This is a genomic window from Methylobacterium brachythecii, from assembly GCF_014196345.1.
Taxonomy (GTDB): domain Bacteria; phylum Pseudomonadota; class Alphaproteobacteria; order Rhizobiales; family Beijerinckiaceae; genus Methylobacterium; species Methylobacterium brachythecii.
Genome location: NZ_JACIDN010000009.1, coordinates 227,605 through 251,884, shown reverse-complemented (window position 1 = coordinate 251,884; position 24,280 = coordinate 227,605). Strand labels below are relative to the sequence as shown.

Sequence of the window (24,280 nt, the reverse complement as noted above, 5' to 3'; positions counted from 1 at the left end):
ATTCCATTGCGAGCACTGCTTCGGAAGACTATTACTCTTCGATCAAAGATCAAAGCCATGCGGCCGGTGCACTTCTGCATCAACGTCTGCTATCGGAGATCGTAAATGCGAAAGCGGCCGTTCCGCTTTCGGCCAGCTTCAGTCTTACAACGTTGTCGCGCCTTACGTCCGCTGTCGGGCATCGCACTGGGGAGCCTAAACGACTGGGTTGGGTCGGAAGCGGCGTGGCCGATGCCGCTTCTTCGAGTCCATCGTGTGCAACGGTTAAGCCCGCGCCGACGTTCTCGCCTCCGACCCGAAGCCGTCGGGTTGGCTTGGGAGCAGATCATGTTGGTACGTTTCGGATTGGGGTTCATCCTCACGGCTGCTGTGGCCAATGGCGCACTGGCCGCACCGATGACAGACGAGGATCGAGCTATCCTGCAGCAGCAATGTGCCGGTGACTTCACGACCTTCTGTGCTGGTCTACCGCCAGAGGACGGACCAGAGACGCAGGCCTGCTTCCAGAAGAACATGTCGAAGCTGTCACCGGGGTGCCAAAACGCCATCCAGGCCTACAAAAAGAAGGGCTGACACGGCGCCGGGCACAATTCGCTGTCATTTACAAGCAGGCTCGATTTCCGAACCCTCGGAGCCTTGGAACCGGCAGCGGCCGTGTGACGTCTCCCATGATGCGCTCGGCCGTCTCCTCTGCAAGGCCTGCAATCGGGCGCCGACTGGCGTGACCATCGACGTGCGGCACAAACGACCGCTTCCAAGCGAGTTGCCGCCTGGCGTCTATGGCGTTGCTGGGTCGAGATCCGACGGGTGGTACCTAAAGTCCTGGTCTGCTTCCGATCCCACCCCGTCGTACACGTCCGGTCGCGCCCCTCCCGAAAGCGGACGTATGATCTGCCGCCGATCCAGTTGCACGCTAGAGGCATCTGGCAGGCGTTTCGTCGTCACGAACGGGTCTGGACGCCCGTTCGTGACGCTGCCGCGTCTGCACCGGATGCAGGCGATTAATTCATCGTCGGTTTTGGAGCGATCGGCTCTCTAGACTGTACGAAAGTGTTTAGCTGATCGCCGCGATTGCCCTCATGACCTGACCGGCTGGCTTTGGAGCTGGGCTGATTGAGAGGATCAGCCCAGCTCCAAACTCCTTCGGACCAAAAATCGAGGCGCCGATCGTTTCCTATAGATATGCCAAGGCTGCGTACCCAGAATCCTTTTTTGGCTGTCCGGGTTATCGTGCGGCATCACGCTGTAGGGGTGCTTCGTGGCCGCCATCGCGGCAACGCTGACACGCTTGCCTTAGAACGGGCAGACGTCGTCCTCTATCCGCGGTGATCGGGTACTCGTGGTCGCCAAGCCGTCGTTTGTCGAGGGCTTCAACGACTTCGCCCAATCGCAAATTGTAAGTCGTAACCTAGCCGATTTGTAGTCGTTCGAGCCTCGCGCCATCGGCCCAAGCGGCCAACCCGAGATTTCAAGCCGTGCGATCGGACCGAACCGGCGGCCTCACGCTCACCACCGCTTCGATGGCCAGCTCGGTGTCACTCAGCTGATCCCGTTGATGTGGATACCGAGGCTTGCCGGTCCACGCAGCGACGCCCCGGATCGATAGGGCGGCGGATCGGACATGAGACGCGGCTCCCGAAGGCGACGACAGAGTGTAACCAATGCGATCTCCGCTTCGATCCGGGCGAGCGGCGCTCCGACGCAGTAATGCAAGCCACCGCCGAAGCCGAAATGCTGGTTGTCCGCCCGGTCCGGGTCGAAACGGTCCGGGTTCGCGAACCGTGCGGGGTCCCGGTTGGCCGCCGCAAACAAGAGAATAACCGGCGCTCCAGCCGGGATCGTGACACGATCGATGTCGATCGGACTGGTGGCCTTCCGCGTCCGGAAGTGCACCGGTGGCTCGTAGCGAAGGACTTCTTCGATGAGTCGAGGCGCGCGTTCGGGATCCGCTTTCAACTTCTCCAGTTCGTCGGGATTGCGAAGCAACGTCAGCATCGCATTCGTGATCAGGTTCACGGTCGTCTCGTGACCAGCGACGAGTAGGAGAATGCCCGTCGCGATAAGGTCGATGTCGCCCATGCCGGGCGTGCGCTTGTTTCCGGGCTTGGCGAGCCGGCTCAGCATGTCGTCGGCTGGCCGGCGGCGCTTCTCGCGGATCAGCTTCCGCATGTAGGCCGAGATTTCGTCGAAGGCCGCGACGATGGCGTGGCGGCCAGTCTCGTCGTGCCGGGCATCTGGCTCCAGCGCCGTCGCCAGCTGGGTGGCCCATCTTTGGAAATGGGGCTCGTCCTCCTCAGGCACTCCGAGGAGGTCGCATATGACGGCGACCGGAAGCGGGTAGGAAAGATCCTCGACGAGGCAGACCTCGCTCCTGCCGCGGCATCGCTCGATGAACTCGTCGACGAGGCTCTCGACGCGGCCGTGGGCATCGTTGACACGCTGGATCGTGAATTCGTCCATGACGAACTTTCGCAGCGTGTCGTGGTCCGGTGGGTCGCGGAAGATGAATGGTCGATGCGCGGTGACCACTCGGTTCTTGATCGGATTCAAGATCCAATCCTTGATTGGATTTCCCGTGTGCGGCCTACGGGAAGGCGGAAGGTCCTCCGAGCTGAGGCGCGGGTCGAAAAGCAGAGTCCGGATATTCTCGTGCGTGCTGACGACGAAGCTGCCGTCGCTCTGCTTGGCCACTGGTGTCTGTCGAAACAGTTCGTAGAGCGGATAGGGATTGGCCCGGTTTTTGGGGTCCATCACCTCTGAGAAAAGCGTTTCGCTACGCATGCGCCGCTTCCTGTCTCACACTGGACGTCGCGCCGGCGAGTTCACGCGGCGCTGGGAAACCCGGATCGACGACATCGACCCGCTCCTGGTCGATCGCGCCTGGGACAGGCGGGAATGTCGCCTTGATCTCGATGCGACGGGCGTAGCTGGGTAGCCACCGCGCCTCGTCGAAAGACACGGCTGCGACGGTATGTCCTTCGCGTCCGTAGACTGCCAGGAATCGTCGGGATGACAGCGATCCCTGCGTGATTGCAGCCGCTTCGGCGCCTTCAGCGCTGCCTACGGTTTTGATGTTGATGCCGAATTGGCTGGACCAGAAGGCCGGTAGGTGCCTGTAGGCATTTTGATCCGATGGATCCGAGAGGATGTTGCGAGCTGCGTGCTCCGCTTGTTCTATGGCGTTTCCCCAGTGCTCGACGGTCATGAGGCGATCGCCGTAGTGCGCGTTGGGCCAGCGTGCCACATCCCCCGCCGCGAAGATGTTCAGGTCGGGTTGGCCTTCGACGTTCAAGGCACGACAGGCGCTGTCGCAGGTCAGACCGCCTGAATCTGCCAACAGACCAGCTCTCGACAGCCAACCCGTCTCCCGTACGGCGCCGAGCGCCACGACCACGAGATCGGTCTCGATCGCGCTGCCATCGGATAGCCTTGCACGGACGACTTTCCCGAAGGCGCCCTCGAGAGCGTCGACATGCGTGCTCGCTCGGAAATCGACGCCGGCGTCCATCATGCAGCCGGCGATCACGTTGCCGACCGTCGCGCCGAGCACGCGAGAGAGAGGCGCCGGGTTGGAATCGACCAGCGTGGTCGGCAATCCGAGGTCGCTGCAGCACGAAGCCGTCTCGCAACCAATCAGGCCCCCTCCGATGATCAGCACGCGGGCTGGGACGGAGGCCAGCGCCGACCGGAGCGCTGCGGCGTCGTCGCGGGTTCGGATCGTGAAGACGCCTGCCAGCTCGCTGCCCGCACGGGTCCAACGGCGCGCCTGCGCTCCTGTCGCGACGAGCAGCGACTGGAACGGAATGGCGGAGCCGTCGGCGAGGCCGATCACCCTCGCGATCCGGTCGAGTGCGACCACCGTTTGGCCAAGACGCCAACGCGCATTCAAACGGACGAGTCGAGGAAGCTCTGTTGAGGCGGCGTCGAGTGCACCGGCGAGAACGTGTTTCGAGAGCGGCGGCCGGTCGTAAGGCGGATACGGCTCGTCGCCTACGATCGTCAGAGGGCCGGTGTAACCACCGTTGCGGAGCGCCTCGGCACCCCGGAGACCAGCCAAAGAACCGCCAACAACAACGATGCCGGCGGTTTCCATGTCGCTCATGGCTCGTCTTGCTCTGCGAGGTCGGCGGGCTCGATGCTGATCGCCCGGACAGGGCAGGCCTGCTGTGCCCGCTCGATGCGAGCGCGCTCTCTCTCCGGTGGCGCCGGGTCGTAGAACAGGATCTCGTGGCCACGCAGCTCGAAGTGCTCAGGCGCTGCGTAGCAGCACTGCGCGTAGCCCTGGCAGCGGTTGAGATCGACGACGATACGCATGCGGCCGGCTCCGGTTGGGATTGGGGTCGGTCAGACGCCGAGATACGGCGTGCTGTGGTCGTCGTCGCTCGGAATGAGCTTCCCGGCGGAGCGCAAGGGCATCCCTGTGGCAAGCGCGATGACGATGCCCGCGAGCAGTCCCGTCACTGTTTCCGAGGTCGACGCCTCCAGTCGGCGATGCCCTTCGGCTTCAACGTTCATGACGATCTCCTTCGTCTTGCTTGGCAGTGCGATGCCGAGGGCGGATGCGCCCGATCACGCCTCTTGTCGGAATTCCGTTGCGGCTGCAGGTTTGATGGCCCGGTCAGCAGCAACGAGGTCGTCAAGGGCGGAAAGGATCTCGCGACGCGCGTCGAGTTCGCGGAAAGCGTCCGCGAATTCACTGGCACGAGCCTTGAATCCCGGCTCGGAAAGCACCCTGCCGATAGCGTCGCGTAGCGCTTCGACCGTTGGCGTATTCGTCGCGAGATTGATTCCCACGCCGGACCAACCGATGCGGGCGGCTACTTCGGCCTTGTCTTCGGTCAGACCTGCCGAGACGAGAGGCACGCCGGCGGCAAGTGCTTGAGACACGCTGCCGTAGCCGCCGTTGGTGACGAGCAGGTCGACTTGCGAAAGGACAGTGTCGAAGGGGAGGTAGCTGGAGATCCGGGCATTTGCCGGAAGCGCCAGGTGCACCTCGTCGACCGGCCTTCCGCCGGCTGTCGCCACCACGTTGATGTCGGTGCGCTCCGCTAGCGCGAGAAGCGCAGGTTCCACCAATTGCCCGAAGTCACTGTTTGCGAGCGTTCCCTGCGTCACGAGGACGGTGGGCTTTGCCGGATCGAGCTCCGACCACCAGTCCGGGAGCGGTATTTTGGCCGGTCCGCTGGGTAGGAGACCGACGAATCGAAGGTTTTTGGGGAGTTCGCCGTAGTCGTATTCGAACTCTGGGACGCTGGGCTGCAGGAAGACGTCAGGCAGGACCACGATCGAGTGGGTCAGCGACGCAGGCAACGGGGGAAGACCCAGCGAGCTGAGGCGTGCGTCGGCGAGCGCGCGGACCGGGCCAACGAAGGCCGTATCCATAATGGTCTTGAGGCCCGCGGAGTGGGCCTGCTCGGCTTCGTCGCGAGGGGGTGGCAGACCAATTCCTATCGGTGCGCCGTCGGGACGGTCGAGGAACAGGAAGCTGGTATTCAAAACCGCAATCGGTGGCCGGGGCGCGTCGCCCAGCAGCAGCGGGAGAACCCCAAGAAACATGCTTCCGGCGACGATCACGTCGGGGCTGGTCTCGGCGATCAGCTCGCGCAGGAGCGCGGCCTGCATCGGCATGAGAGCGATGAAGCGACGTTCGAACTCGTGAGTCCAGCGCTCGGGACCAGGGGGAAGGTTCGGCTCGAGATAGCTCGCTGATCCGTTGTCGTCGTACGGCACGAACGCCAGGCCTGCGGCCTCGACCTTCCTCGAAAAGGAGGGGTCGGTGATGAACGTGACTTCGTCACCGCGCTCCAGGAGCAGACGGCCGATTGCGAGAAGCGGATTGACGTGCCCCGTCAGGGGCGTCGCGGCGATCAGAACCTTCATCTTGCCATCCTCCGACGCTGCTACGTTCCGTTCCCAATTCGCTCGTTTGCCCCAGTCGTTACCTGCTCGGACGCAACTGCGTATGCAGGCGCATCCGTCTCACGCCCAGGACGCGAGTTTTCCGGTCGCGATTGCTTCTCGCGTGTGCCGGTATCCGAGGCCAGCCGTCGTCTCGAAGCTCGACCAGGCACGGAGATCCACTCTGGCCAGAGGCGGTTTGAGAACCACGTCGGCGCGACTGACCGACATCGTCGTCTGAGCGGCGCTCGACACGGTCGCAGCGCGGACGAGGAGAGGCGCGATGCCTGGCATCGCATCCGGGGAGCCGAGTATCCGGCGGATCAGATGTCCGCGCCACGAGCGCTGAGGCATGTCTTGGAAGGTTCGGTCGCTGCCGACATCGACAGCGAGAATAGGACCTCAGCCGAGATCGGCCATGACATCGGCAGGCAGGTTGTTCATCATTCCGCCGTCGACCAGAACGCCATCGCTCGACATGACCGGCGGAAGCAGTCCCGGGATGGCTATGCTGGCCCTGAGCGCGGTGGCCAGGTCTCCGTTTCCGTGGACCATAGCCCCGCCTGTCGTCAGGTTCGACGATACGCAAAAATACGGCAGCCAGAGTTCTTCGATCCACAAGTCGCCGAAGCTCATTCGAAGAGCAGCGTCGACCTTCGATACACGGGTAAGAGCATGATACGGCAGCGTGTAGTCGTTGAGCGGATTTTGGCCTATGAAGGCGTCCGCCAGACGGCTTCGTATCGCTCCGGCATCAAGGTCCATTGCAAGGCTGGCGGCGACGATCGCGCCCATGCTCGTGCCGCCCAGGAAGTCGACGGCCAAGCCTGCCTCTTCGAAAGCAGCGATGACGCCGATATGCGCCAGCCCTCTTGCTCCACCGCCTCCCAAAACGAGGCAGCGGGCTCGCCCGCTGACAAGCCGAGCGAGACGGTGCTCATCCCGTTTATTGCCGTCGCGCACGTGGATGCTCATCGAAGGCGCGAGTGCCGCCACCTCGGGATGAAGCATTTTGGGTAGTTCGGTCCCGGCCTCCTGGCGAATTGCCAGATCGATTCGAATCCAGTCGGAACGGTAACGCTCGACCATCTCCCGAGCGCCCGGTCGCAGCGTCCAGGTTGCGCCAGCAGGAGGATGTGGTCGGCGTGCCGAAGGCATAGCTGGCACCAGGGACAGTCAGCCCCTCGATCGGCAACAAACCCCGTGCGTTCGTTGCGCGCTTCGTACTCGTGAAACCAGAATTCGTCCGCGCCTGCGGGCCAGTCGGTGAGGCAGCCGGTCGTACCGCCGATCGCCGAATCGAATGTCCGGGCGAAACGCTCGCCAAAGACCTTGGCGTCGAGCCCCTCCGTAACGGCCAGGATCGCGAAACCTCGCGGCGCATGATCGATCGAGCGGCGTTCGGATGTCGCCTTGAGGCGCAGGGTCAGCAGCCTCGCGGAGTACAGCAGCGTTTGAGGATGCTCCTCGATCAACTCTTCGAATGCCAAGCGACTCAAGCGGAGGAGGTGGCTGTCTCGGAGAGCGAAAGCGGTCGCCGATCGAGGCTCCATGGAGAGAAGAGCCATTTCCCCGAATGTCTCGGGAAGAGCGAGGCGCGCAAGATGGCGCGTCTCGCCCGTTTCGTGATGGTCCATAGAAATTCCAACGGCGCCCGAGACGAGGGTGTAGAACGCGTCCCCGTCCTCCCTGCTCGAAGATGGTTCGCCATCCGAGGACTCCCAACGCGACGCAGCGTTTGCGAACGGCCTCGATCGCGGCGGCACCGAGCCCGGCCAGGAAAGGGATCTCGGGCAGCGTCATCGGGCAGCAGGCCGTGAATTTACGGTCGCTGGGTCAAAGCTGCGCCCACTGTCGTCACGGGCGTCGACGAAGGTCTGGATGAAGGCTGGCGAACCTTAGAGATGAGCATTTGGCTGCTGGCCTCTTGCTCCCTCGGAGAATCACGCGGCCGCGACACACGACACGCCGATCGTCTCGCAAAGGAGTGAAGACGAGAACAGCAAAGGTCGCGCTGCGTCCTCCAACGGTCGGCTCCTCCAAGGCCCCGTCTGCTCAATTCGGAACGAGCCAACTGGGATCGACGACACACTGCGATAATGTCCAAGCTAGCCCATCGGACCGCGGCTATCGTGTCGTGTTATTCGCGCCGGGCGCTGGAAGGTTACGCGGTTAGCTTGTAGCGTTGATCGTCAGTTGACCTCAAACGGCTACGTCTCCACGCGATTCAGACCAAGGTCCCAGCCAAGTCAATTGAACTTTCGATGTTCGATAAGGACTTTGGGAGAGGCTTTGCACCTCGGCGCGACCGTGGTCTGGAAATCTCGGCATACGTCGGACCCGAAGCGCTCGGAAGAGCGTCTCCGGATCGTTTCACGCACACCGCGGAGCGACCGAGCTCCCGTTATTCGGTTCTCAGGAGGTCACGGTCGCAGTAAGTCGTTCGCCGGATTCGATTTTGCCGACCTCATGCGCGAGGTTCGAGCAGTGTACATCGACCTTAGTCTGCGCCCTTCAAAATGGCAGCACGATGGGGCGCCGCTTTCCTAAAAGGCGATCGAACCCAACCAGTAAGAATCCTGCTGTCATGAATATGGCGGTTATTGAAACGGCCGTTTTAACAACAGAAATGGTTCCTTGTTGGGAAACATCAACGAAGATATACGGATAAATCCCTATTGTGGCGCCGTGAATCAAGATAAAAATGATGTATATCAATGGATACGCTGCCCATATAAGGGCGTGCCAGAATTTAAGGTTTCCTTTGGTTATGAATGAGAGCCAAAAAATCGGAACCGCGACCGGAAGGACACCATGAAGCAGGAAATCTTGCGTGAACTCGAAGCCGTACAGGGGAGGTCCCGACGCTCGAAACGAGTATTGGACTACGCCAACAAGCAAAACAGCCACGGATGCGCCAGCCACGAGCCATGAGCGAAGCCAAGTATTTGGAGCGAGGGCGATACCGGCAAAAATAATAAGCACCAAAGTGCCTGTCGTATTAGTAAAATAGTATATCATCGTCCAGGCGGCATACAGATGCGAATTTTCACGTTCGTAGGCGACGATGTAATTTGCAAAGAGCCCCGCGATCGCAACACAGGCGATCCCCAGCGCCAAGTAGAGCCGGAATCTCGCGGCAAATCCTTGGGTCGCGGCAGATTCGTATGTTTTGGTCAAATTGAGCCCCCTCGATCGCCTTGGACGCGAGCAGTCGGTTAAAATCGCGGGCCGCTCAGAACGACGCCGAAGGCGCTGCCTTCAATCCGTTCGGACGAAGGAGCCAATCTACATTCTGTTCAAGCAAGCTTTCGCGATCGGCTCCGCCAGTTTCTTTTCTCCAATGGTCTTAAAGCTCTCTCCAGCAGGCGAGCCCCTGCTTCAGGAAATTTGCGACTGGCGGTCAATCTCTCACATTATTCGACGCCGCGAGGAAATAGTTACGCCGGGAAATTGGGTCTAGTAAGCGACGGTTATCGTTTCGATGCCGCTTCTGCGGCCGATCGAGCTGGCACTTTCGATAGTGGCGACGCGAATGCCTCCCCGGAGAGCGGCGCTCTACGCGATCGCGACGCAGGTCGGCCATTTTGAAGCGACCATAACGACCGAGCATTTGATCGGCGTCCGACCCGTGTCAGCCGTAGAACTTGCCACCAACATATCCTGGAAGCGGTCATACCTCGGCCGTCCGGAAAAATCGACTTAGGGCAGCTGGCAGATCTACGCTTCGCCCAATTCTTCTAACCAAGCTTGGGCTTGTTTGGGCTCGCCGGGTGCGTTTGCATCGGCAGGGCGACCGCGCAGGGCCAAGAAGCGCTCATGCATCGTAAAGGGCTCTTAACCTACTCGCTTTCTGACTGCGTTTAACTACCGCGCAAGATCCACCAAATCTTCGATATATCGAGGGAGTTTTCCCTTAGGCAATAAATGCTCGTTGGCCGAATAGTCCCTACCGCCCGGACGCGCAATCGACCAAGGCGTCCATTTGCTGACGTTCCATTGCCGGGAACGCGATCAGCGCACGATCTCTTGAACCGAGAAGTACATGGTGGGAAGCCGGCTCGAGCCGAATAGGCTTGGGCGGTCGCGCTCGAATGACCCCCAAGGCGCGGCATCAAGTTGCCGTCAAACGTTGGATTACCGCTTCGGTCTGGGAGTACGCGCCTTCGCCGAAATGCGAATAGACGATCCGGCCCTGTTGATCGACGATATACTCGGCAGGCCAGTACCGGTTGCCCCACGCATTCCAGGTGGCCGAGTCGTTGTCGATTGCAACGGGATAGGTCAGGCCGAAGCGTTGCACCGCAGCTTCCAGAGCTTGGCGCGACCTCTCGGCCGGCAATTCTGGGGTATGGACTCCGACGACGGTAAAGCCTCGCCCCGAATACCGAGCGTGCCATCCTCTGATGTAAGGGATGGTCGCGATGCAATTGACACAGGCGCGTGCAAAGAAGTTGACCAGTACGACACGACCGCGCAAACCCCGCATGCTCAATGCACGGCTGTTGAGCCATCCATCGATGCCGACGAATTCCGGAGCGACAGGCGCGGCTTCGGCTGGGGCGTCGAGAAGGCTCGATCCCAGGGCGGCGCATCCCGTCATCAGCATGACGCGCCGGCTTAGTGCATGACGAGGATCATCCATGGTTTCCCCCGATGGTTGAGAGCCTCGCGCGGCAGCAACGGGGCGGCATGGCATGCCGAGACTATTCGATCCGCCCGTGCCCGCGGTTACACCTCGTGGCCGACCACGAGCCGGGCCGGCGTCTAGGATTTTAGGGGCCAGACCCGAGGGTAGGGACAGGTTTCGGCCTGAAGGATCGCCGATCGAGCCGATCGGGAACAGAGGGATGCGCGCGCGATCGAAGGCCGCTTTCTCGCTCTCGCGCCCAGATGCAGGCCCTCTCCAATCCACCCAACTCAGTCATCGTCTGCCCAGCATCGATGTCCGCTTTCGAGCCGACGATCGACAGCTCAAAACGACGGGGATGGGCGCAAAGCTGTCGGGTGCGCTTGGGCCGGCGAATTACGATCCGATGATCCGCATGATCGGGGATAACGCCGCTCATTATCTAAGACAGGGATTTGATCCCTTCTCTGTTATCTCCGCGTTGTCCTCAAGCTAAGGATCAGGGTGCGTCTCCGCGTCATACTGCCCGGTTTCGGGAAAGCGCACCTTAGGCGACAGGTCACGACGGACAGCGATGGTTGCGCTGCATTGGCATTTCGATGTGGCATGCATGCGGGGAACACAACTCAACAAAATCAACGGTCTGCGTGGGCTTCCCAAGCTGAATATACGGGTTCGATTCCCGTCGCCCGCTCCAAGCTATTTGCCTGAAGCGTCAGCTTTTCTAACGTCCTGCCGCTGATCTCGCGTTCCCCATCGCCCGAAGCGGCATCGCCCTCCGCGATCGGGCCCATTCACCGATGACGTCCTTCTGCCGCAGCGCTGGTGGGATTGCGGCGCGCATCGTTCGGGATCGCTGACGTCTGACATCTGGGCTTCCTGGAGCGCCGAGTCACGCTCAAGATGTCCCGCAGGTCATGAGAAGCGAGGTGTAGGCCGAAGCCGGCGACCGGCAGGCCGGTCCGAAAACGGCGGGAACTGCCGACGTCTCGCTTTGTCCGCCTACAGGCGATTGACAGGTGAGCCAAGCGCAGCAGCGATCCATGTGAGCCCCCTCAGACCAGACCGTTATGAGCGGTCGGCTCTAACCTCTGGCAGGGCTGGCCAACTCGGCAAACCCTCTGACGTCGGCGAAAATTTTGCGCCAGCGATGTCTCCATCGATCGGCCGTGTCGGCAGCTTGGCAAGACGAGCCGGCATTGTGGCCAAGCTGGCGTCTCGGCTTACTGAACAAACCGCGTCATGCCGCGAGCCGGATCAGCTCGAACGTTGGCATCCCATTGATCAGCCGGCGGGCTTGTTCGCGAGCTTGTCGGCAGCGTGCCTGACGAGGCGCTGCAAAATAGCTCGAACATGCGCTCGGATCTTTTCGTCGCTGCCCTTATGCTTCTCTTTGTCGTTTGGGGCGCCTTCGATCGACAAGACTTGGGTACTCCTCCGCTGGGATGAATTCGAATGCAGACAAGATACCGTCATCAAGCCAAGCTGCCGCATACAGATACGACAGAATCAGGTGATAGGTTTCGACAAATCCGTCACAGGGTGAACATTGGCAACAATGATCCAAACCATTGATTGCTCACGGTAAAATTTCTACATACTGGGATGCTTACGAAAGATTCATAAACTCCTCAGTATTTTGCATCCCAGTGGCTGCGGCCAAGCTGGGGGGACTTGCCGTGCCGATGCGCTACCGCTTCGACCTTGAGAGCAGCGATGAGCTCATTCGAGACGAGACAGGCGTCGAGGCCGTCGACCTCGATCACGCGAGCATGCAGGCCTTGGCGGCCGTCGAGGAAATGCGGGATAGCGGAGAACTGGCAGGCGTTTCTGGCCTCTGGGAACTGGTGATCCGCGACGAGGACGATGTGGTGCTGAAGCGCATTCCCGTCTGAACCGAGCCCTTCAGGAGTGGCAGGCCTCACCATTCCTCGGATCGTTCAAGCCGCAGAGTGGCGACTTGCTCTCAAGCATCCGCCTCGAGATCCCGATCGCCCGCTCGACGCGTCCCGCCGCTATTCTTCCTTCGCCTCGTCGAGGCCGTCCTGGCTCGTCGGGGCCGGATCCGCGCGGCGGTGATAGGCGATGAAGGCGCGAACCGCCGGTGAGGCCTCCGGCGGAACTCGCCGAACTGCTGCCCTGGCGCCTGCCCCGCCTCGTCGCCGTGATGGCGGGCGGCGTCATGCTCGCCGCCTCGGGCTGCGTCCTCCAGCGCATGACAGGCAACCCACTCGGAAGCCCCGAGGTGCTCGGCGTCAGCGGCGCGGCGAGCCTCGGGCTCGCGACCTGCGTGATGATCGCCCCGGCCGCAGGTTTGGCAGAACAGATCAGCAGCGCCGGACTCGGAGCCGGGATCGGGCTCGCGGCACTGCTCGCGGTGGCGCGCCGCGCCGCGCTGAACGGTAGCCGCATGCTGCTCGGCGGCATCGCGCTGGGTGCCTTGTCCGGTGCTTGCCTGACCGCGATCATGACCCGCGGCGGCATGGAAGCCGCGATGATCCTCGCCTGGATCACCGGCGCCTCGGCGCAGGTCGACCCGACGCTCGCCGCACTTGCCGCCATCGGTGCTGTCTGCACGGCGGTGGCGCTCGGCCTCCGCGCGCTGGCTCGACGTGCTCCCGCTCGGAGACGCCGTTGCCAGCGTCCTCGGCTTGCCGCTGGCCCGCACCAAGCTCACCCTGCTGACCGTCACCGCGCTGGCGACGGGGCTCAGCGCCCTGGTGATCGGGCCGGTGAGCTTCGTCGGGCTGATGGGGCCGCATCTGGCGCGCTCTGCCGGATTCACGCGAGCCCGGGAGCATCTCGCCGGCTCGATCCTGATCGGCTGCGGCCTCATGGCTGCCGCAGATCTGCTGTCCAGGCTGCTGTTCTACCCCTATCAGATGCCCGTCGGCCTCTTCGCCTCCCTGGTCGGCGCTCCCTATCTGGTCTGGGCGGTCATGCGCCCCTCGAGTCCGTGATGTTGAAGGCCTTCCTCGCCTATTACCGGCCGCACCGGACGCTGTTCCTGGTCGATTTCGGCTGCGCCGTGCTCTCGGGCCTGCTCGAACTCGGCTTTCCGATCGCCGTGAAGGCCTTCGTCGACCGGCTGCTGCCGGAACAGGATTGGGGACTGATCCTGCTCGCGACCGCCGGCCTCGCGCTGATCTACGTCGCCAATGCCGGATTGATGGTGGTCGTGACCTATTGGGGGCACGTGCTCGGCATCAACATCGAGACGACGATGCGGGCGCGGGCCTTCGACCACCTGCAGAAGCTCTCGTTCCGCTTCTACGACGGGCAGAAGACCGGCCATCTCGTCGCCCGCGTGACCAAGGATCTGGAAGAGATCGGCGAGGTCGCCCATCACGGCCCCGAGGACCTGTTCATCGCTGTGATGACGCTGGTGGGTGCCTTCGGGCTGATGGTCTGGGTGCACCCGCAACTCGCCCTGATGACGGCGGCGATCCTGCCGGTCATCGCCTTCGTCACCTTGCGCTATGGCGGGCGCATGACCCGCAACTGGCAGTCCCAATACGGCCGCGTCGGCGCCTTCAACGCCCGCATCGAGGAGAATGTCGGGGGTGCCCGCGTGGTGCGCGCCTTCGCCAACGAGGCGCATGAGCGCGCCCTGTTCGCGGTCGACAATGCCCGCTACCGCGCCACCAAGCTCGAAGCCTACCGGATCATGGCGGCGAGCCTGTCGATCAGCTACCTCGGCATGCGCCTCGTCCAGATCGTCGTGCTGCTCGGCGGCGCTGCCTTCGTGGTGCGCGGCGATCTCTCGGCCGGCGGTTTCATCGGCTTCCTGCTGCTCGTCGGCGTCTTCTACCGCCCGCTGGAGAAGATCGGCTCGGTGATCGAGAGCTATCCGAGGGGCATCGCCGGCTTCCGGCGCTACATGGGCCTGCTCGGCACCGAGCCCGACATCGTCGACCGACCCGGTGCGGTCGCGGTCTCGGGACTGCGCGGCGCAATCCGCTTCGAGGGCGTCTCCTTCGGTTACAGCCCCGACAGGCCCGTGCTGCGCGGGCTGGACCTGACCGTCGGCGCGGGCGAGACCGTGGCCTTGGTCGGCCCCTCTGGCGCGGGCAAGACCACGCTCTGCTCGCTGATCCCGCGCTTCTACGAGGTCGAAGACGGCCGGATCACGATCGATGGCCACGACATCCGCGATTGCACCATGGCCTCTTTGCGCGGGCAGATCGGCATCGTGCAGCAGGACGTGTTCCTGTTCGCCGGCACGATCCGCGAGAACATCGCCTATGGCCGGCTCGACGCGAGCGAGGACGAGATCCTGGATGCGGCGCGGCGCGCCCGCCTCGGCGAGCTGATCGCCGGCCTGCCCGACGGGCTCGACACGGTGGTGGGCGAGCGCGGCGTCAAGCTCTCGGGCGGCCAGAAGCAGCGTCTCGCCATCGCCCGGGTCTTCCTGAAGAATCCGCCGGTCCTCATCCTCGACGAGGCGACCTCGGCGCTCGACACCCAGACCGAGCGGGAGATCCAGGCGGCGCTCGCGGAGCTCTCCGTCGGCCGCACGACGCTTGTCATAGCCCACCGGCTCGCCACGATCCGGCACGCCGACCGAATCGTCGTGGTCACCGAGGCCGGCATCGCCGAGGAAGGCCGGCACGAGGCCCTGCTAGCGGCGGGAGGCTATTACCGGCGGCTGCATGCCGCGCAGTTCGCCATGGACGCCGCCGGTATGACCGCCGCCGAATGAGGCGGCCCCGATCGGCCGCGCCTCGTACCGCCGGCACGACGACGTGATTTGACCTCGGCCGTGCATGACGCGAAGGCCAGCGAAGGCCGCCGACCGGGCCGGCATGCGGCGGCGGGACGGCAGGCCAGATCGACCGTTGATTGTATCGATATCCGGACACACGGGGAAGTTCATAGAACTATCCCGTTGATGGGTCTCGCATTGTCCGGATCGCTGTCCTAACCTAGCACCAACCCGCCCGTCTCAAGGGCACCAGGGAGGAAACCGATGGAGCGCAGTCGCGACCTTGATCCGGTCGAGACACGAGAGTGGCTCGATTCTCTGGATGGCGTGCTGGACGTCGAAGGTCCGGACCGAGCGCATTTTCTGATCGGACAGGTCGTCGAGGAGGCCCGCAAGCGCGGTGCCCCGGTGCCCTTCTCCGCCAACACCGCCTACCTGAACACGATTCCCGTCGACAAGCAGGACCCGCATCCGGGCGACCGCCAGATCGAGCACCGCATCCGCTCGGCGATCCGCTGGAACGCGATCGCCATCATCCTGCGGGCGAACAAGGAATCCTCGGAACTCGGCGGCCACATAGCGAGCTTCCAGTCCTCGGCGACGCTCTACGACACCGGCTTCATGCACTTCTGGCGCGGTGACAACGAGCAGCATGGCGGCGACCTGATCTACGTGCAGGGCCATTCCTCGCCCGGCATCTACGCCCGCGCCTTCCTCGAAGGGCGCATGACCGAGGAGCAACTGCTCGGCTACCGCCAGGAAGTCGACGGCAAGGGCATATCCTCCTATCCGCATCCCTGGCTGATGCCGGATTTCTGGCAGTTCCCCACCGTCTCGATGGGCCTCGGCCCGCTGATGGCGATCTATCAGGCGCGCTACCTGCGCTACCTGCACCATCGCGGCCACGCCAATACCGACGGCCGCAAGGTCTGGGCCTTCATGGGCGACGGCGAGATGGACGAGCCGGAGAGCCTCGGCGCCATCTCCATGGCGGCCCGCGAAAAGCTCGACAACCTCGTCTTCGTCATCAACTGCAACCTGCAGCGGCTCGACGGGCCGGTGCGCGGCAACGGCAAGATCGTCCAGGAACTGGAGGCGGACTTCCGCGGCGCCGGCTGGAACGTGATCAAGTGTCTGTGGGGCTCAGGCTGGGACGCGCTGCTCGCCAAGGACACCACCGGCATGCTGGCGCGCCTCATGGAGGAATGCGTCGACGGCGAGTACCAGGACTTCAAGTCGAAGAACGGCGCCTATATCCGCGAGAACTTCTTCGGGAAGTATCCGGAGACGGCCGCGCTGATCAAGGATTGGACGGACGAGGACATCTTCCGCCTCACCCGTGGCGGCCACGACCCGTCGAAGGTGTTTGCGGCCTATTCGGCAGCGTCCAAGCACAAGGGCCAGCCGACGCTGATCCTCGCCAAGACCGTCAAGGGTTACGGCATGGGCGAGTCGGGCGAAGGCCAGAACATCACGCACCAGCAGAAGAAGATGGGCGAGGCGGTGCTCCGGCAGTTCCGCGACCGCTTCGGAATCGAGCTGACCGACGACCAGATCAAGGCGATCCCGTTCATCCGCTTCCCCGAGGGAAGCCCGGAGATGAACTATCTCAAGGCACGGCGCGCGGCGCTTGGCGGCCCGCTGCCGGCACGGCGGCGCAAGTCGATCAGCCTGGAGATCCCGCCGCTCTCCGCCTTCGGCGCGCAGCTCAAGGAGACCGCGGGCCGCGAGATCTCCACCACCATGGCCTTCGTGCGGGTGCTGAACACGCTGCTGCGCGACAAGAACATCGGCAACCGTATCGTGCCGATCGTGCCTGACGAGAGCCGGACCTTCGGCATGGAGGGCATGTTCCGCCAGTTCGGCATCTTCAGCCAGGTCGGCCAGCTCTACCGGCCGGAAGATGCCAACCAGCTCATGTACTACAAGGAGGACGAGAAGGGTCAGATGCTCCAGGAGGGCATCAACGAGCCCGGCGCAATGTCCTCATGGATCGCGGCGGCGACCTCGTACTCGACCTCCAACGCGCCGACGATCCCGTTCTACATCTACTACTCGATGTTCGGCTTCCAGCGGACGGGCGACCTCGCCTGGGCGGCGGGCGATATGCGGGCGCGCGGCTTCCTGGTCGGCGGCACCGCCGGGCGCACCACGCTGAACGGCGAGGGCCTCCAGCACGAGGACGGCCACAGCCACCTGATGTCGGCGACGATCCCGAACTGCGTCTCCTATGATCCGACCTTCTCTTATGAAGTCGCGGTGATCGTGCAGGACGGCCTGCGCCGGATGTATGCCGAGCAGGAGGACGTCTTCTACTACCTCACCATCATGAACGAGAACTACGAGCATCCCGGTATGCCCGAGGGTGCCGAGGCCGGCATCATCAAGGGGATGTACCTCTTCAAGGAGGGCAAGGGCCGCAAGGGCGGGCCGCGCGTGCAGCTCCTCGGTAGCGGCACGATCCTGCGGGAGGTGATCGCGGCGGCCGAGATGCTGGAGACCGAGCACGGCATCGCCGCCGACATCTGGAGCTGCCCGAGCTTCACCGAGCTGCGCCGCGACGCGATGGCGGTGGAGCGCTGGAACCTCCTGCATCCCACCGAGACCCCGAAGAAGTCCCATGTCGAGACCTGCCTCGCGGGCCACGACGGGCCGGTCATCGCCTCGACGGACTACATGCGGCTCTTCGCCGACCAGATCCGTCCCTACGTGCCCGGCCGCTACCGCGTGCTCGGCACGGACGGCTTCGGCCGCTCGGACTATCGGGTGAAGCTGCGCGACTTCTTCGAGGTCGACCGGCGCTGGGTCACGGTCGCGGCTTTGCACAGCCTCGCCGCCGACGGGGCGGTCCCCATGACCAAGGTGGCGGACGCCATCAAGAAATACGGCATCGACCCGGAGAAACCCGGTCCCTGGACGGTGTGATCCCGTCGCCCGAACACGTCCCGGACCCCTGTCCGGGACGGACCACCTGAAAGCGCTTGGACGGATCCCAGGGTCCAGCAGAGACCCGTCGACGAGGGAGATTGCACGTGGGTATTGAGGTCAAGATTCCCGACATCGGCGATTTCGCGGACATCCCGATCATCGAGATCTTCGTGAAGGAAGGCGACACGATCGGGCCGGACGACCCGCTGGTCTCGCTTGAATCCGATAAGGCGACGATGGACGTCCCCTCCCCGCAGGCGGGCGTGGTCGAGAAGATCCTGATCAAGATCGGCGACAAGGTCAGCGAAGGCGCTCCGATCCTGCTGCTCAAGGGTGAAGGCGCCAGCGCCTCGGCCCTGGCGGCGGCGGATACCGCGGCCGTGGCCGCCAAGCAGGAGCCGGCTCCGGCCGCCGCTTCGACTCCAGCTCCCGCCGCGCCGGCTGCTCAGGCGCCGGCCTCAAACATGCCCGATTTTTCGAACGTCCATGCGAGCCCGGCCGTGCGCCGCATCGCGCGCGAGCTCGGGATCGACCTCAACGGCGTGAAGGGCACCGGCGAGAAGGGCCGCATCACCAAGGACGACGTGAAGGGCCAGCTGACCCGCTCGGCCGGTCCCGCGGCCGGCGGCGGCGCGGTCATGGCGTCGGGCGGCATGGGCATCCCCGAGATCCCCGCGGTCGATTTCTCGAAATTCGGTCCGATCGAGACCAAGCCTCTGGTGCGGATCAAGAAGATCTCCGGCCCGCACCTGCACCGGGCCTGGCTCAACGTGCCGCTCGTCACCCATACGGACGAGTCGGACATCACCGACACCGACAAGTACCGTAAGGAACTCGACACCGCCGGCAAGGAGAAGGGCTACCGCGTCACGCTGCTCGCCTTCCTGATCAAGGCCGCGGTCTCGGCGCTGCGCCAGTACCCGGAGTTCAACTCCTCGCTGAGCCCCGACAAGGAATCTCTGATCCTCAAGAAGTATTTCAACATCGGCGTCGCGGTGGACACGCCCGACGGTCTCGTCGTGCCGGTGATCAAGGATGCCGACCGCAAGGGCATCATCGAGATTAGCCAGGATCTCGGCGCGATCTCGAAGAAGGCGCGCGACGGCAAACTCGGCGCCTCCGACATGCAGGGCGCGACCTTCTCGATCTCGAGCCTGGGCGGCATCGGTGGCACCAACTTCACGCCGCTGGTGAACGCGCCCGAGGTCGCCATCCTCGGCGTGCCGCGCTCGAAGATGCAGCCGGTCTGGGACGGCACGGAGTTCAAGCCGCGCCTGATCCTGCCGCTGAACGTCTCCTACGACCACCGCGTCATCGATGGAGCGCTCGGCGCGCGCTTCACCCGCCACCTCGCCCACGTCCTAGAGGACGTCCGCCGCCTCGTCGTCTGACGGGGCGATCGCACGAATCCACGGATACGGCTGACAAGGCGTGAGGTGAGGCAATGAGCAACGAGGTCAAACTTCCCGACATCGGCGATTTCAAGAACGTCCCGGTGATCGAGGTGAGCGTCAGCGCGGGCGACCAGGTCTCGGTCGACGACGTGCTGATCGTTCTCGAATCCGACAAAGCCACCATGGACATCCCCTCCCCGGTCGCCGGGACGGTGGCCGAGGTGAAGGTCAAGCCGGGCGACACGGTCACCGAGGGCGACCTCATCCTGGTGATGGCCGAGACCGCCGGAAGCGGCGCGCCGAAGCCGGGTGTCGCAGCATCGGCTCCGGCCGCTGCAGGCCACGGCGCGGGCGAGGGGCAAGCCGGCTACGGCTCCTCTGCCGCCGGTGCGGCGGGCGGCTCTGCTCCAGCGGCCCCGGCTCCGCAGGCCGCGGCTCCCGTGGCCGGCGAAGATATGCATGCCGAGGTGCTGGTGCTCGGCGCCGGCCCCGGCGGCTACACCGCGGCCTTCCGCGCAGCCGATCTCGGAAAGAAGGTCGTGCTCATCGAGCGCTGGCCGATGCTCGGCGGCGTCTGCCTCAATGTCGGCTGCATCCCGTCGAAGGCGCTGCTGCACGCGGCCAAGGTCATCGACGAGACCCATGCCATGGCCGCCCACGGCATCAGCTTCACCGCGCCGCAGATCGACATCGACAAGCTGCGCGAGTGGAAGGACGGCGTGGTCAAGCGCCTGACCGGCGGCCTCGGCGGCTTGGCCAAGCAGCGCAAGGTCACGGTGGTCACCGGTACCGGCCGCTTCGTCAGCCCGAACCAGATCGAGGTCGAGCACGAAGGTACGAAGAAGGTCATCGGCTTCGACCAGGCGATCATCGCCGCCGGCTCCGAGCCGATCCAGATGCCGTTCATCCCGCACGACGATCCGCGGGTGATCGACTCCACCGGCGCGCTCGAACTCGACGGCATCCCGAAGCGCCTGCTCGTGATCGGCGGCGGCATCATCGGCCTGGAGATGGCGACGGTCTATCACGCGCTCGGCGCCAAGGTGACGATCGTCGAGCTGATGGACCAGATCATCCCAGGCGCCGACAAGGACATCGTCACGCCGCTCTTCAAGCGGATCGGCAAACAATACGAGGCTATCCACCTCAAGGCGAAAGTCACCAATGTCGAGGCGACGCCGGAAGGCCTGAAGGTCACCTTCGAGGGCGGCACGGCGCCGGCCACCGACACCTTCGACAAGATCCTCGTCTCGGTCGGGCGCCGTCCCAACGGCAAGCTCATCGCCGCGGACAAGGCCGGCGTCGTGGTCGACGAGCGCGGCTTCATCGCCGTCGACAAGCAGATGCGCACCAACGTGCCGCACATCTTCGCCATCGGAGACGTCGTCGGCCAGCCCATGCTGGCCCACAAGGCGGTGCACGAGGGCAAGGTCGCGGCCGAGACCGCGTCGGGCAAGAACAGCTTCTTCGACGCCAAGGTGATCCCCTCGGTGGCCTATACCGATCCCGAGGTGGCCTGGGTCGGCCTCACCGAGAACGAGGCCAAGGCCAAGGGCATCAAGGTCGGGAAGGGTGTTTTCCCGTGGGCGGCCTCGGGGCGTTCGCTCTCGCTCGGCCGTGACGAGGGCATCACCAAGGTGCTGTTCAACGAGGCTACCGACAGGATCGTCGGGTGCGGCATCGTCGGCCCGTCTGCCGGCGACCTGATCGCCGAGGCGGCGCTCGCCATCGAACTGGGCGCGGATGCCGAGGATATCGGGCTGACCATCCACCCGCATCCGACCCTGTCGGAGACGGTCGGCATGGCGGCCGAGGCCTTCGAGGGCACGATCACCGACCTCTACATGCCCAAGAAGCCGCATCCTCGCTCGGCCTGAGCGGAGCGAATCGACCGGAACGGCGAGCCGGGGCCATCGATGCCCCGGTCGTCTCGCGGATGGCGCAACCGCAAGAGCGGGCCGCTGAGGGGCTTACCCCTGCAAGCCGAGCATGCCGCCGCAGATCGTCGCGGTTGCACTGCAGCGAACACATGCCCCGTTTGCCAATAGGGACCATTGCGCTAGGCATAGGGATGCCGCACGAGGCGGTGCGTTCGCACGTCCCTCTGAGCAAGCCGGTCGCCCGCGATGTCCATCGAGCCTTCCCTGGCCCATTCCGCCGCGCTCGAACACGACGCGCGGCAGGTCCATACCGATCATAAGGTCGCGCCGGGCGAGATCGCCATCGGCGTCGTGATCGGCCGCGCCTCCGAATATTTCGACTTCTTCGTTTTCGGCATCGCCTCGGTGCTGGTCTTCCCGAAGGTGTTCTTCTCCTTCGAGCCGGACCAGCTCACCGCGACGCTGTATTCCTTTGCCGTCTTCGCACTGGCCTTCGTCGCTCGCCCGTTCGGCACCGTGATCTTCATGGCCGTCGACCGGCGGCACGGCCGAAGCGTCAAGCTGACGATTGCCCTGTTCCTGCTCGGTGGATCGACGGCGGCGATCAGCTTCCTGCCGAGCTACGCCAGCATCGGCTATGCCTCGATCTGGCTGCTCGCGGCTCTGCGCATCGCGCAGGGCCTCGCGCTGGCCGGTGCCTGGGACGGCCTCGCCTCGCTGCTCGCGCTGAACGCGCCGCCGGATCGGCGCGGCTGGTACGCAATGATCCCGCAGCTCGGCGCGCCGCTCGGCTTCATCGTGGCGGGGCTGCTGTTCTCGTTCTTCCTCGTCAACCTCTCGTCCGAGGACTTCCTCGACTGGGGCTGGCGCTTCCCGTTCTACTGCGCCTTCACGATCAACGTGGTGGCCCTGTTCGCGCGGCTGAGCATCGTCGCCTCAGACGAGTTCAAGGCGCTGATGGGACAGCGCTCGCTGGAGCCGGTGCCGATCTTCGAGCTGATCCGTCGGCATGCCCTCGACGTCTGGATCGGCGCCTTCGTGCCACTGGCCGCCTTCGCGCTGTTCCACCTCGTGACGATCTTCCCGATCAGCTGGCTCTCGCTGTTCGCGGACCGGCCCGCCGGCGAGTTCCTGATCGTGCAATGCTCGGGCGCCATCGTCTGCGCCGGCGCCATCGCCGCCTCCGGCCTGATCGCAGACCAGATCGGCCGCCGCAACACGCTGCTTCTCAGCTCCGGTCTGATCGCCCTGTTCGCGCTCGGCAGCATCATCGCGCCGCTGATCTTCGGCGAGAGCGCCATCGGCCAGACGATGTACGTCAATGTCGGCTTCATGCTGCTCGGCCTCGCCTATGGCCAGACCGCCGGCGCCGTGACCTCGCGGCTCGGCGCGCGCTACCGCTATACCGGCGCGGCTCTGACCTCTGACCTCGCTTGGATGTTCGGCGCCGGCTTCGCGCCCCTGGTCGTGCTGTTCCTGGCCAGCCGTTACGGACTCGCCATGGTCGGCCTGTATCTGCTGTCGGGTGCTGCCGCGTCGCTGCTGGCGCTGTCGCTCGACCGCTCCGAGATGCGCCAGATGTAGAGCGCACGCGCCATCCGGGCGGCGCCCTCGCGCCGCCCTCCTCGCCGATAGGAAGCGCCGCGCCGGCTAGCGGCAAAGAATGGGTCTGACGTCCCGTGGCCACCCCTGCCCCGAACACCCTGCCAAGCCCCTCCCCCGTCCGGCATCGCCGCGGGCCGGCGGCCTCGACGCGCCGGCTCCTACAGGCGCTCGTGCTGCCACCGCTGTTCCTGCTGCTCTCGGGCTGCAACTTCGTCGTGATGCAGCCCTCGGGCGACGTGGCGCTGCAGCAGCGCAACCTCGTCCTGGCCTCGATGGGCCTGATGCTGCTGATCATCCTGCCGGTGATCGGTCTGACGCTCTGGTTCGCCTGGCGCTACCGGGCCTCCAACGAGAACGCGACCTACCGCCCCGACTGGCACCACTCGACCCAGCTCGAAGTGGTGATCTGGACGGCTCCGCTGCTCATCATCATCGCGCTCGGCGCACTGACCTGGATCAGCACCCACACGCTCGATCCGTTCCGACCGCTCGGGCGTCTCGCGCCGAACCGTCCGATCCCGGCCGACGTCAAGCCGCTCCAGGTCGAGGCGGTGGCGCTCGATTGGAAGTGGCTGTTCTTCTACCCCGAACTCGGTATCGCCACGGTGAACGAGCTCGCTGCGCCGGTCGACCGGCCGTTGAGCTTCAAGCTCACGGCGACCTCCGTGATGAACGCCTTCTACGTTCCTGCGCTCGCCGGCATGATCTACGCGATGCCGGGCATGGAGACGAAGCTGCACGCGGTGATCAACAAGGAGGGCGTCTATGACGGCCTCGCCTCGCAATACAGCGGCAGCGGATTCTCACGGATGACCTTCAAGTTCCACGGCCTCAAGCCGGAGGAATTCGACGCCTGGGTTGCCAAGACCAAGGAGAAGGGCACCGACCTGACCCGCGAGGCCTATCTCGAGCTCGAGAAGCCGAGTGAGGGCGTGGCCCCGCGCTTCTACAAGAGCGTCGAAGGCGGCCTCTATTCGGCGATCCTCAACATGTGCGCCCAGCCCGGCAAGATGTGCATGAGCGAGATGATGCACATCGACGCCAATGGCGGTGGCGGCAAGGATAGCCACGAGAACCGCGAGCGTCTGCAATACGACAACCGCCGCCTGGAGCAGGGTCAGGAGCCGAACGGCGCCACCGTTCCGGCCACTGGCCGGCCACCGCGCAGCGAGGGCGGCGCCTCGGAGGGCGACAAGGCTCCGCACGGCGATATGCAGCTTCACCACCATTAGGGCCTGCG

General features: G+C 64.2%; 19 protein-coding genes and 1 pseudogene. 10 read left to right on the top strand and 10 right to left on the bottom strand.

All coding sequences use genetic code 11. The annotated features are described in order from the left end of the window. Window positions 1-327: 327 nt before the first annotated feature. Window positions 328-573, top strand: a complete 246-nt coding sequence (locus tag GGR33_RS22140) for a hypothetical protein (protein WP_183509807.1) — start codon at window positions 328-330, stop codon at window positions 571-573. Window positions 574-1,539: 966 nt separating this feature from the next. On the opposite strand, the gene GGR33_RS22135 is transcribed toward GGR33_RS22140, so the two are convergent. The 10 genes from GGR33_RS22135 to GGR33_RS22095 form a co-directional block, all read right to left on the bottom strand. Beyond that, window positions 1,540-2,781 carry a cytochrome P450 gene (locus GGR33_RS22135; protein ID WP_183509802.1) on the bottom strand — a complete coding sequence of 414 codons (1,242 nt, stop codon included), beginning with the start codon at window positions 2,779-2,781 and terminating at the stop codon, window positions 1,540-1,542. Continuing rightward, window positions 2,774-4,102, bottom strand: a complete 1,329-nt coding sequence (locus GGR33_RS22130; protein WP_183509797.1) for an NAD(P)/FAD-dependent oxidoreductase — start codon at window positions 4,100-4,102, stop codon at window positions 2,774-2,776. Before GGR33_RS22130 ends, GGR33_RS22135 begins: the two co-directional genes overlap by 8 nt. Continuing rightward, window positions 4,099-4,314, bottom strand: coding sequence for a ferredoxin (locus GGR33_RS22125; RefSeq protein ID WP_183509789.1), 216 nt, complete (start codon window positions 4,312-4,314; stop codon window positions 4,099-4,101). The genes GGR33_RS22130 and GGR33_RS22125 overlap by 4 nt, the downstream gene beginning before the upstream one ends. Before the next feature lie 30 nt (window positions 4,315-4,344). Then, a complete protein-coding gene (locus tag GGR33_RS22120) occupies window positions 4,345-4,515 on the bottom strand; it encodes a hypothetical protein (protein WP_183509785.1) in 171 nt (56 codons plus the stop codon). Between the two features lie 54 nt (window positions 4,516-4,569). Beyond that, window positions 4,570-5,880: a glycosyltransferase gene (locus GGR33_RS22115; RefSeq protein ID WP_183509780.1), complete on the bottom strand. Its 1,311-nt coding sequence runs from the start codon at window positions 5,878-5,880 to the stop codon at window positions 4,570-4,572. A gap of 420 nt (window positions 5,881-6,300) precedes the next feature. Next, on the bottom strand, window positions 6,301-6,987 hold the full coding sequence (locus GGR33_RS26475; RefSeq protein WP_306484381.1) for a patatin-like phospholipase family protein: 687 nt from the start codon (window positions 6,985-6,987) through the stop codon (window positions 6,301-6,303). Then, window positions 6,870-7,535, bottom strand: a complete 666-nt coding sequence (locus GGR33_RS26470) for a cyclic nucleotide-binding domain-containing protein (protein ID WP_306484380.1) — start codon at window positions 7,533-7,535, stop codon at window positions 6,870-6,872. Before GGR33_RS26470 ends, GGR33_RS26475 begins: the two co-directional genes overlap by 118 nt. Window positions 7,536-8,412: 877 nt before the next feature. Continuing rightward, window positions 8,413-9,078, bottom strand: a complete 666-nt coding sequence (locus GGR33_RS22105; protein WP_183509776.1) for a Pr6Pr family membrane protein — start codon at window positions 9,076-9,078, stop codon at window positions 8,413-8,415. A 934-nt stretch (window positions 9,079-10,012) separates the two neighbouring features. After that, window positions 10,013-10,543, bottom strand: coding sequence for a redoxin family protein (locus GGR33_RS22100; protein ID WP_210302145.1), 531 nt, complete (start codon window positions 10,541-10,543; stop codon window positions 10,013-10,015). A gap of 1,269 nt (window positions 10,544-11,812) precedes the next feature. Then, a complete protein-coding gene (locus tag GGR33_RS22095) occupies window positions 11,813-11,950 on the bottom strand; it encodes a hypothetical protein (RefSeq protein ID WP_183509771.1) in 138 nt (45 codons plus the stop codon). Window positions 11,951-12,177: 227 nt separating this feature from the next. Between GGR33_RS22095 and GGR33_RS22090 the strand changes: the two genes are divergently transcribed. From GGR33_RS22090 to cyoA, 9 genes and pseudogenes are all read left to right on the top strand, one after another. Further along, window positions 12,178-12,423, top strand: coding sequence for a DUF6894 family protein (locus GGR33_RS22090; RefSeq protein ID WP_343068606.1), 246 nt, complete (start codon window positions 12,178-12,180; stop codon window positions 12,421-12,423). Between the two features lie 272 nt (window positions 12,424-12,695). Next, a pseudogene (locus GGR33_RS26610) lies at window positions 12,696-13,058 on the top strand (iron chelate uptake ABC transporter family permease subunit); the annotation flags it as partial. A gap of 34 nt (window positions 13,059-13,092) precedes the next feature. Continuing rightward, a complete protein-coding gene (locus GGR33_RS26065) occupies window positions 13,093-13,488 on the top strand; it encodes an iron chelate uptake ABC transporter family permease subunit (RefSeq protein ID WP_246413373.1) in 396 nt (131 codons plus the stop codon). Continuing rightward, window positions 13,488-15,230 carry an ABC transporter ATP-binding protein gene (locus GGR33_RS22085; protein ID WP_246413371.1) on the top strand — a complete coding sequence of 581 codons (1,743 nt, stop codon included), beginning with the start codon at window positions 13,488-13,490 and terminating at the stop codon, window positions 15,228-15,230. The genes GGR33_RS26065 and GGR33_RS22085 overlap by 1 nt, the downstream gene beginning before the upstream one ends. A 267-nt stretch (window positions 15,231-15,497) precedes the next feature. Then, a complete protein-coding gene (aceE, locus tag GGR33_RS22080) occupies window positions 15,498-18,158 on the top strand; it encodes a pyruvate dehydrogenase (acetyl-transferring), homodimeric type (protein ID WP_183509761.1) in 2,661 nt (886 codons plus the stop codon). A gap of 107 nt (window positions 18,159-18,265) precedes the next feature. Then, entirely contained in the window at window positions 18,266-19,552 is a 1,287-nt protein-coding gene (gene aceF / locus GGR33_RS22075) for a dihydrolipoyllysine-residue acetyltransferase (RefSeq protein WP_183509751.1), read from the top strand. Window positions 19,553-19,605: 53 nt separating this feature from the next. Continuing rightward, window positions 19,606-21,432, top strand: coding sequence for a dihydrolipoyl dehydrogenase (lpdA, locus tag GGR33_RS22070; protein ID WP_183509740.1), 1,827 nt, complete (start codon window positions 19,606-19,608; stop codon window positions 21,430-21,432). Between the two features lie 249 nt (window positions 21,433-21,681). Further along, window positions 21,682-23,019: an MFS transporter gene (locus GGR33_RS22065; RefSeq protein WP_183509735.1), complete on the top strand. Its 1,338-nt coding sequence runs from the start codon at window positions 21,682-21,684 to the stop codon at window positions 23,017-23,019. A gap of 119 nt (window positions 23,020-23,138) precedes the next feature. Further along, on the top strand, window positions 23,139-24,272 hold the full coding sequence (cyoA, locus tag GGR33_RS22060; RefSeq protein WP_183509894.1) for a ubiquinol oxidase subunit II: 1,134 nt from the start codon (window positions 23,139-23,141) through the stop codon (window positions 24,270-24,272). The last annotated feature ends 8 nt before the right edge of the window (window positions 24,273-24,280 follow it).

Excerpts from the sequence above, each read along its gene's own strand:
- GGR33_RS22100 (WP_210302145.1), bottom strand. The coding sequence starts at position 10,543 with ATGGATGATCCTCGTCATGCACTAAGCCGGCGCGTCATGCTGATGACG.
- GGR33_RS22125 (WP_183509789.1), bottom strand. The coding sequence starts at position 4,314 with ATGCGTATCGTCGTCGATCTCAACCGCTGCCAGGGCTACGCGCAGTGC.
- GGR33_RS22115 (WP_183509780.1), bottom strand. The coding sequence starts at position 5,880 with ATGAAGGTTCTGATCGCCGCGACGCCCCTGACGGGGCACGTCAATCCG.
- GGR33_RS26475 (WP_306484381.1), bottom strand. The coding sequence starts at position 6,987 with ATGGTCGAGCGTTACCGTTCCGACTGGATTCGAATCGATCTGGCAATT.
- aceE (WP_183509761.1), top strand. The coding sequence starts at position 15,498 with ATGGAGCGCAGTCGCGACCTTGATCCGGTCGAGACACGAGAGTGGCTC.
- GGR33_RS22135 (WP_183509802.1), bottom strand. The coding sequence starts at position 2,781 with ATGCGTAGCGAAACGCTTTTCTCAGAGGTGATGGACCCCAAAAACCGG.
- GGR33_RS22130 (WP_183509797.1), bottom strand. The coding sequence starts at position 4,102 with ATGAGCGACATGGAAACCGCCGGCATCGTTGTTGTTGGCGGTTCTTTG.
- GGR33_RS22140 (WP_183509807.1), top strand. The coding sequence starts at position 328 with ATGTTGGTACGTTTCGGATTGGGGTTCATCCTCACGGCTGCTGTGGCC.
- lpdA (WP_183509740.1), top strand. The coding sequence starts at position 19,606 with ATGAGCAACGAGGTCAAACTTCCCGACATCGGCGATTTCAAGAACGTC.
- GGR33_RS22085 (WP_246413371.1), top strand. The coding sequence starts at position 13,488 with ATGTTGAAGGCCTTCCTCGCCTATTACCGGCCGCACCGGACGCTGTTC.
- GGR33_RS26470 (WP_306484380.1), bottom strand. The coding sequence starts at position 7,535 with ATGGACCATCACGAAACGGGCGAGACGCGCCATCTTGCGCGCCTCGCT.
- GGR33_RS22065 (WP_183509735.1), top strand. The coding sequence starts at position 21,682 with ATGTCCATCGAGCCTTCCCTGGCCCATTCCGCCGCGCTCGAACACGAC.
- GGR33_RS22120 (WP_183509785.1), bottom strand. The coding sequence starts at position 4,515 with ATGAACGTTGAAGCCGAAGGGCATCGCCGACTGGAGGCGTCGACCTCG.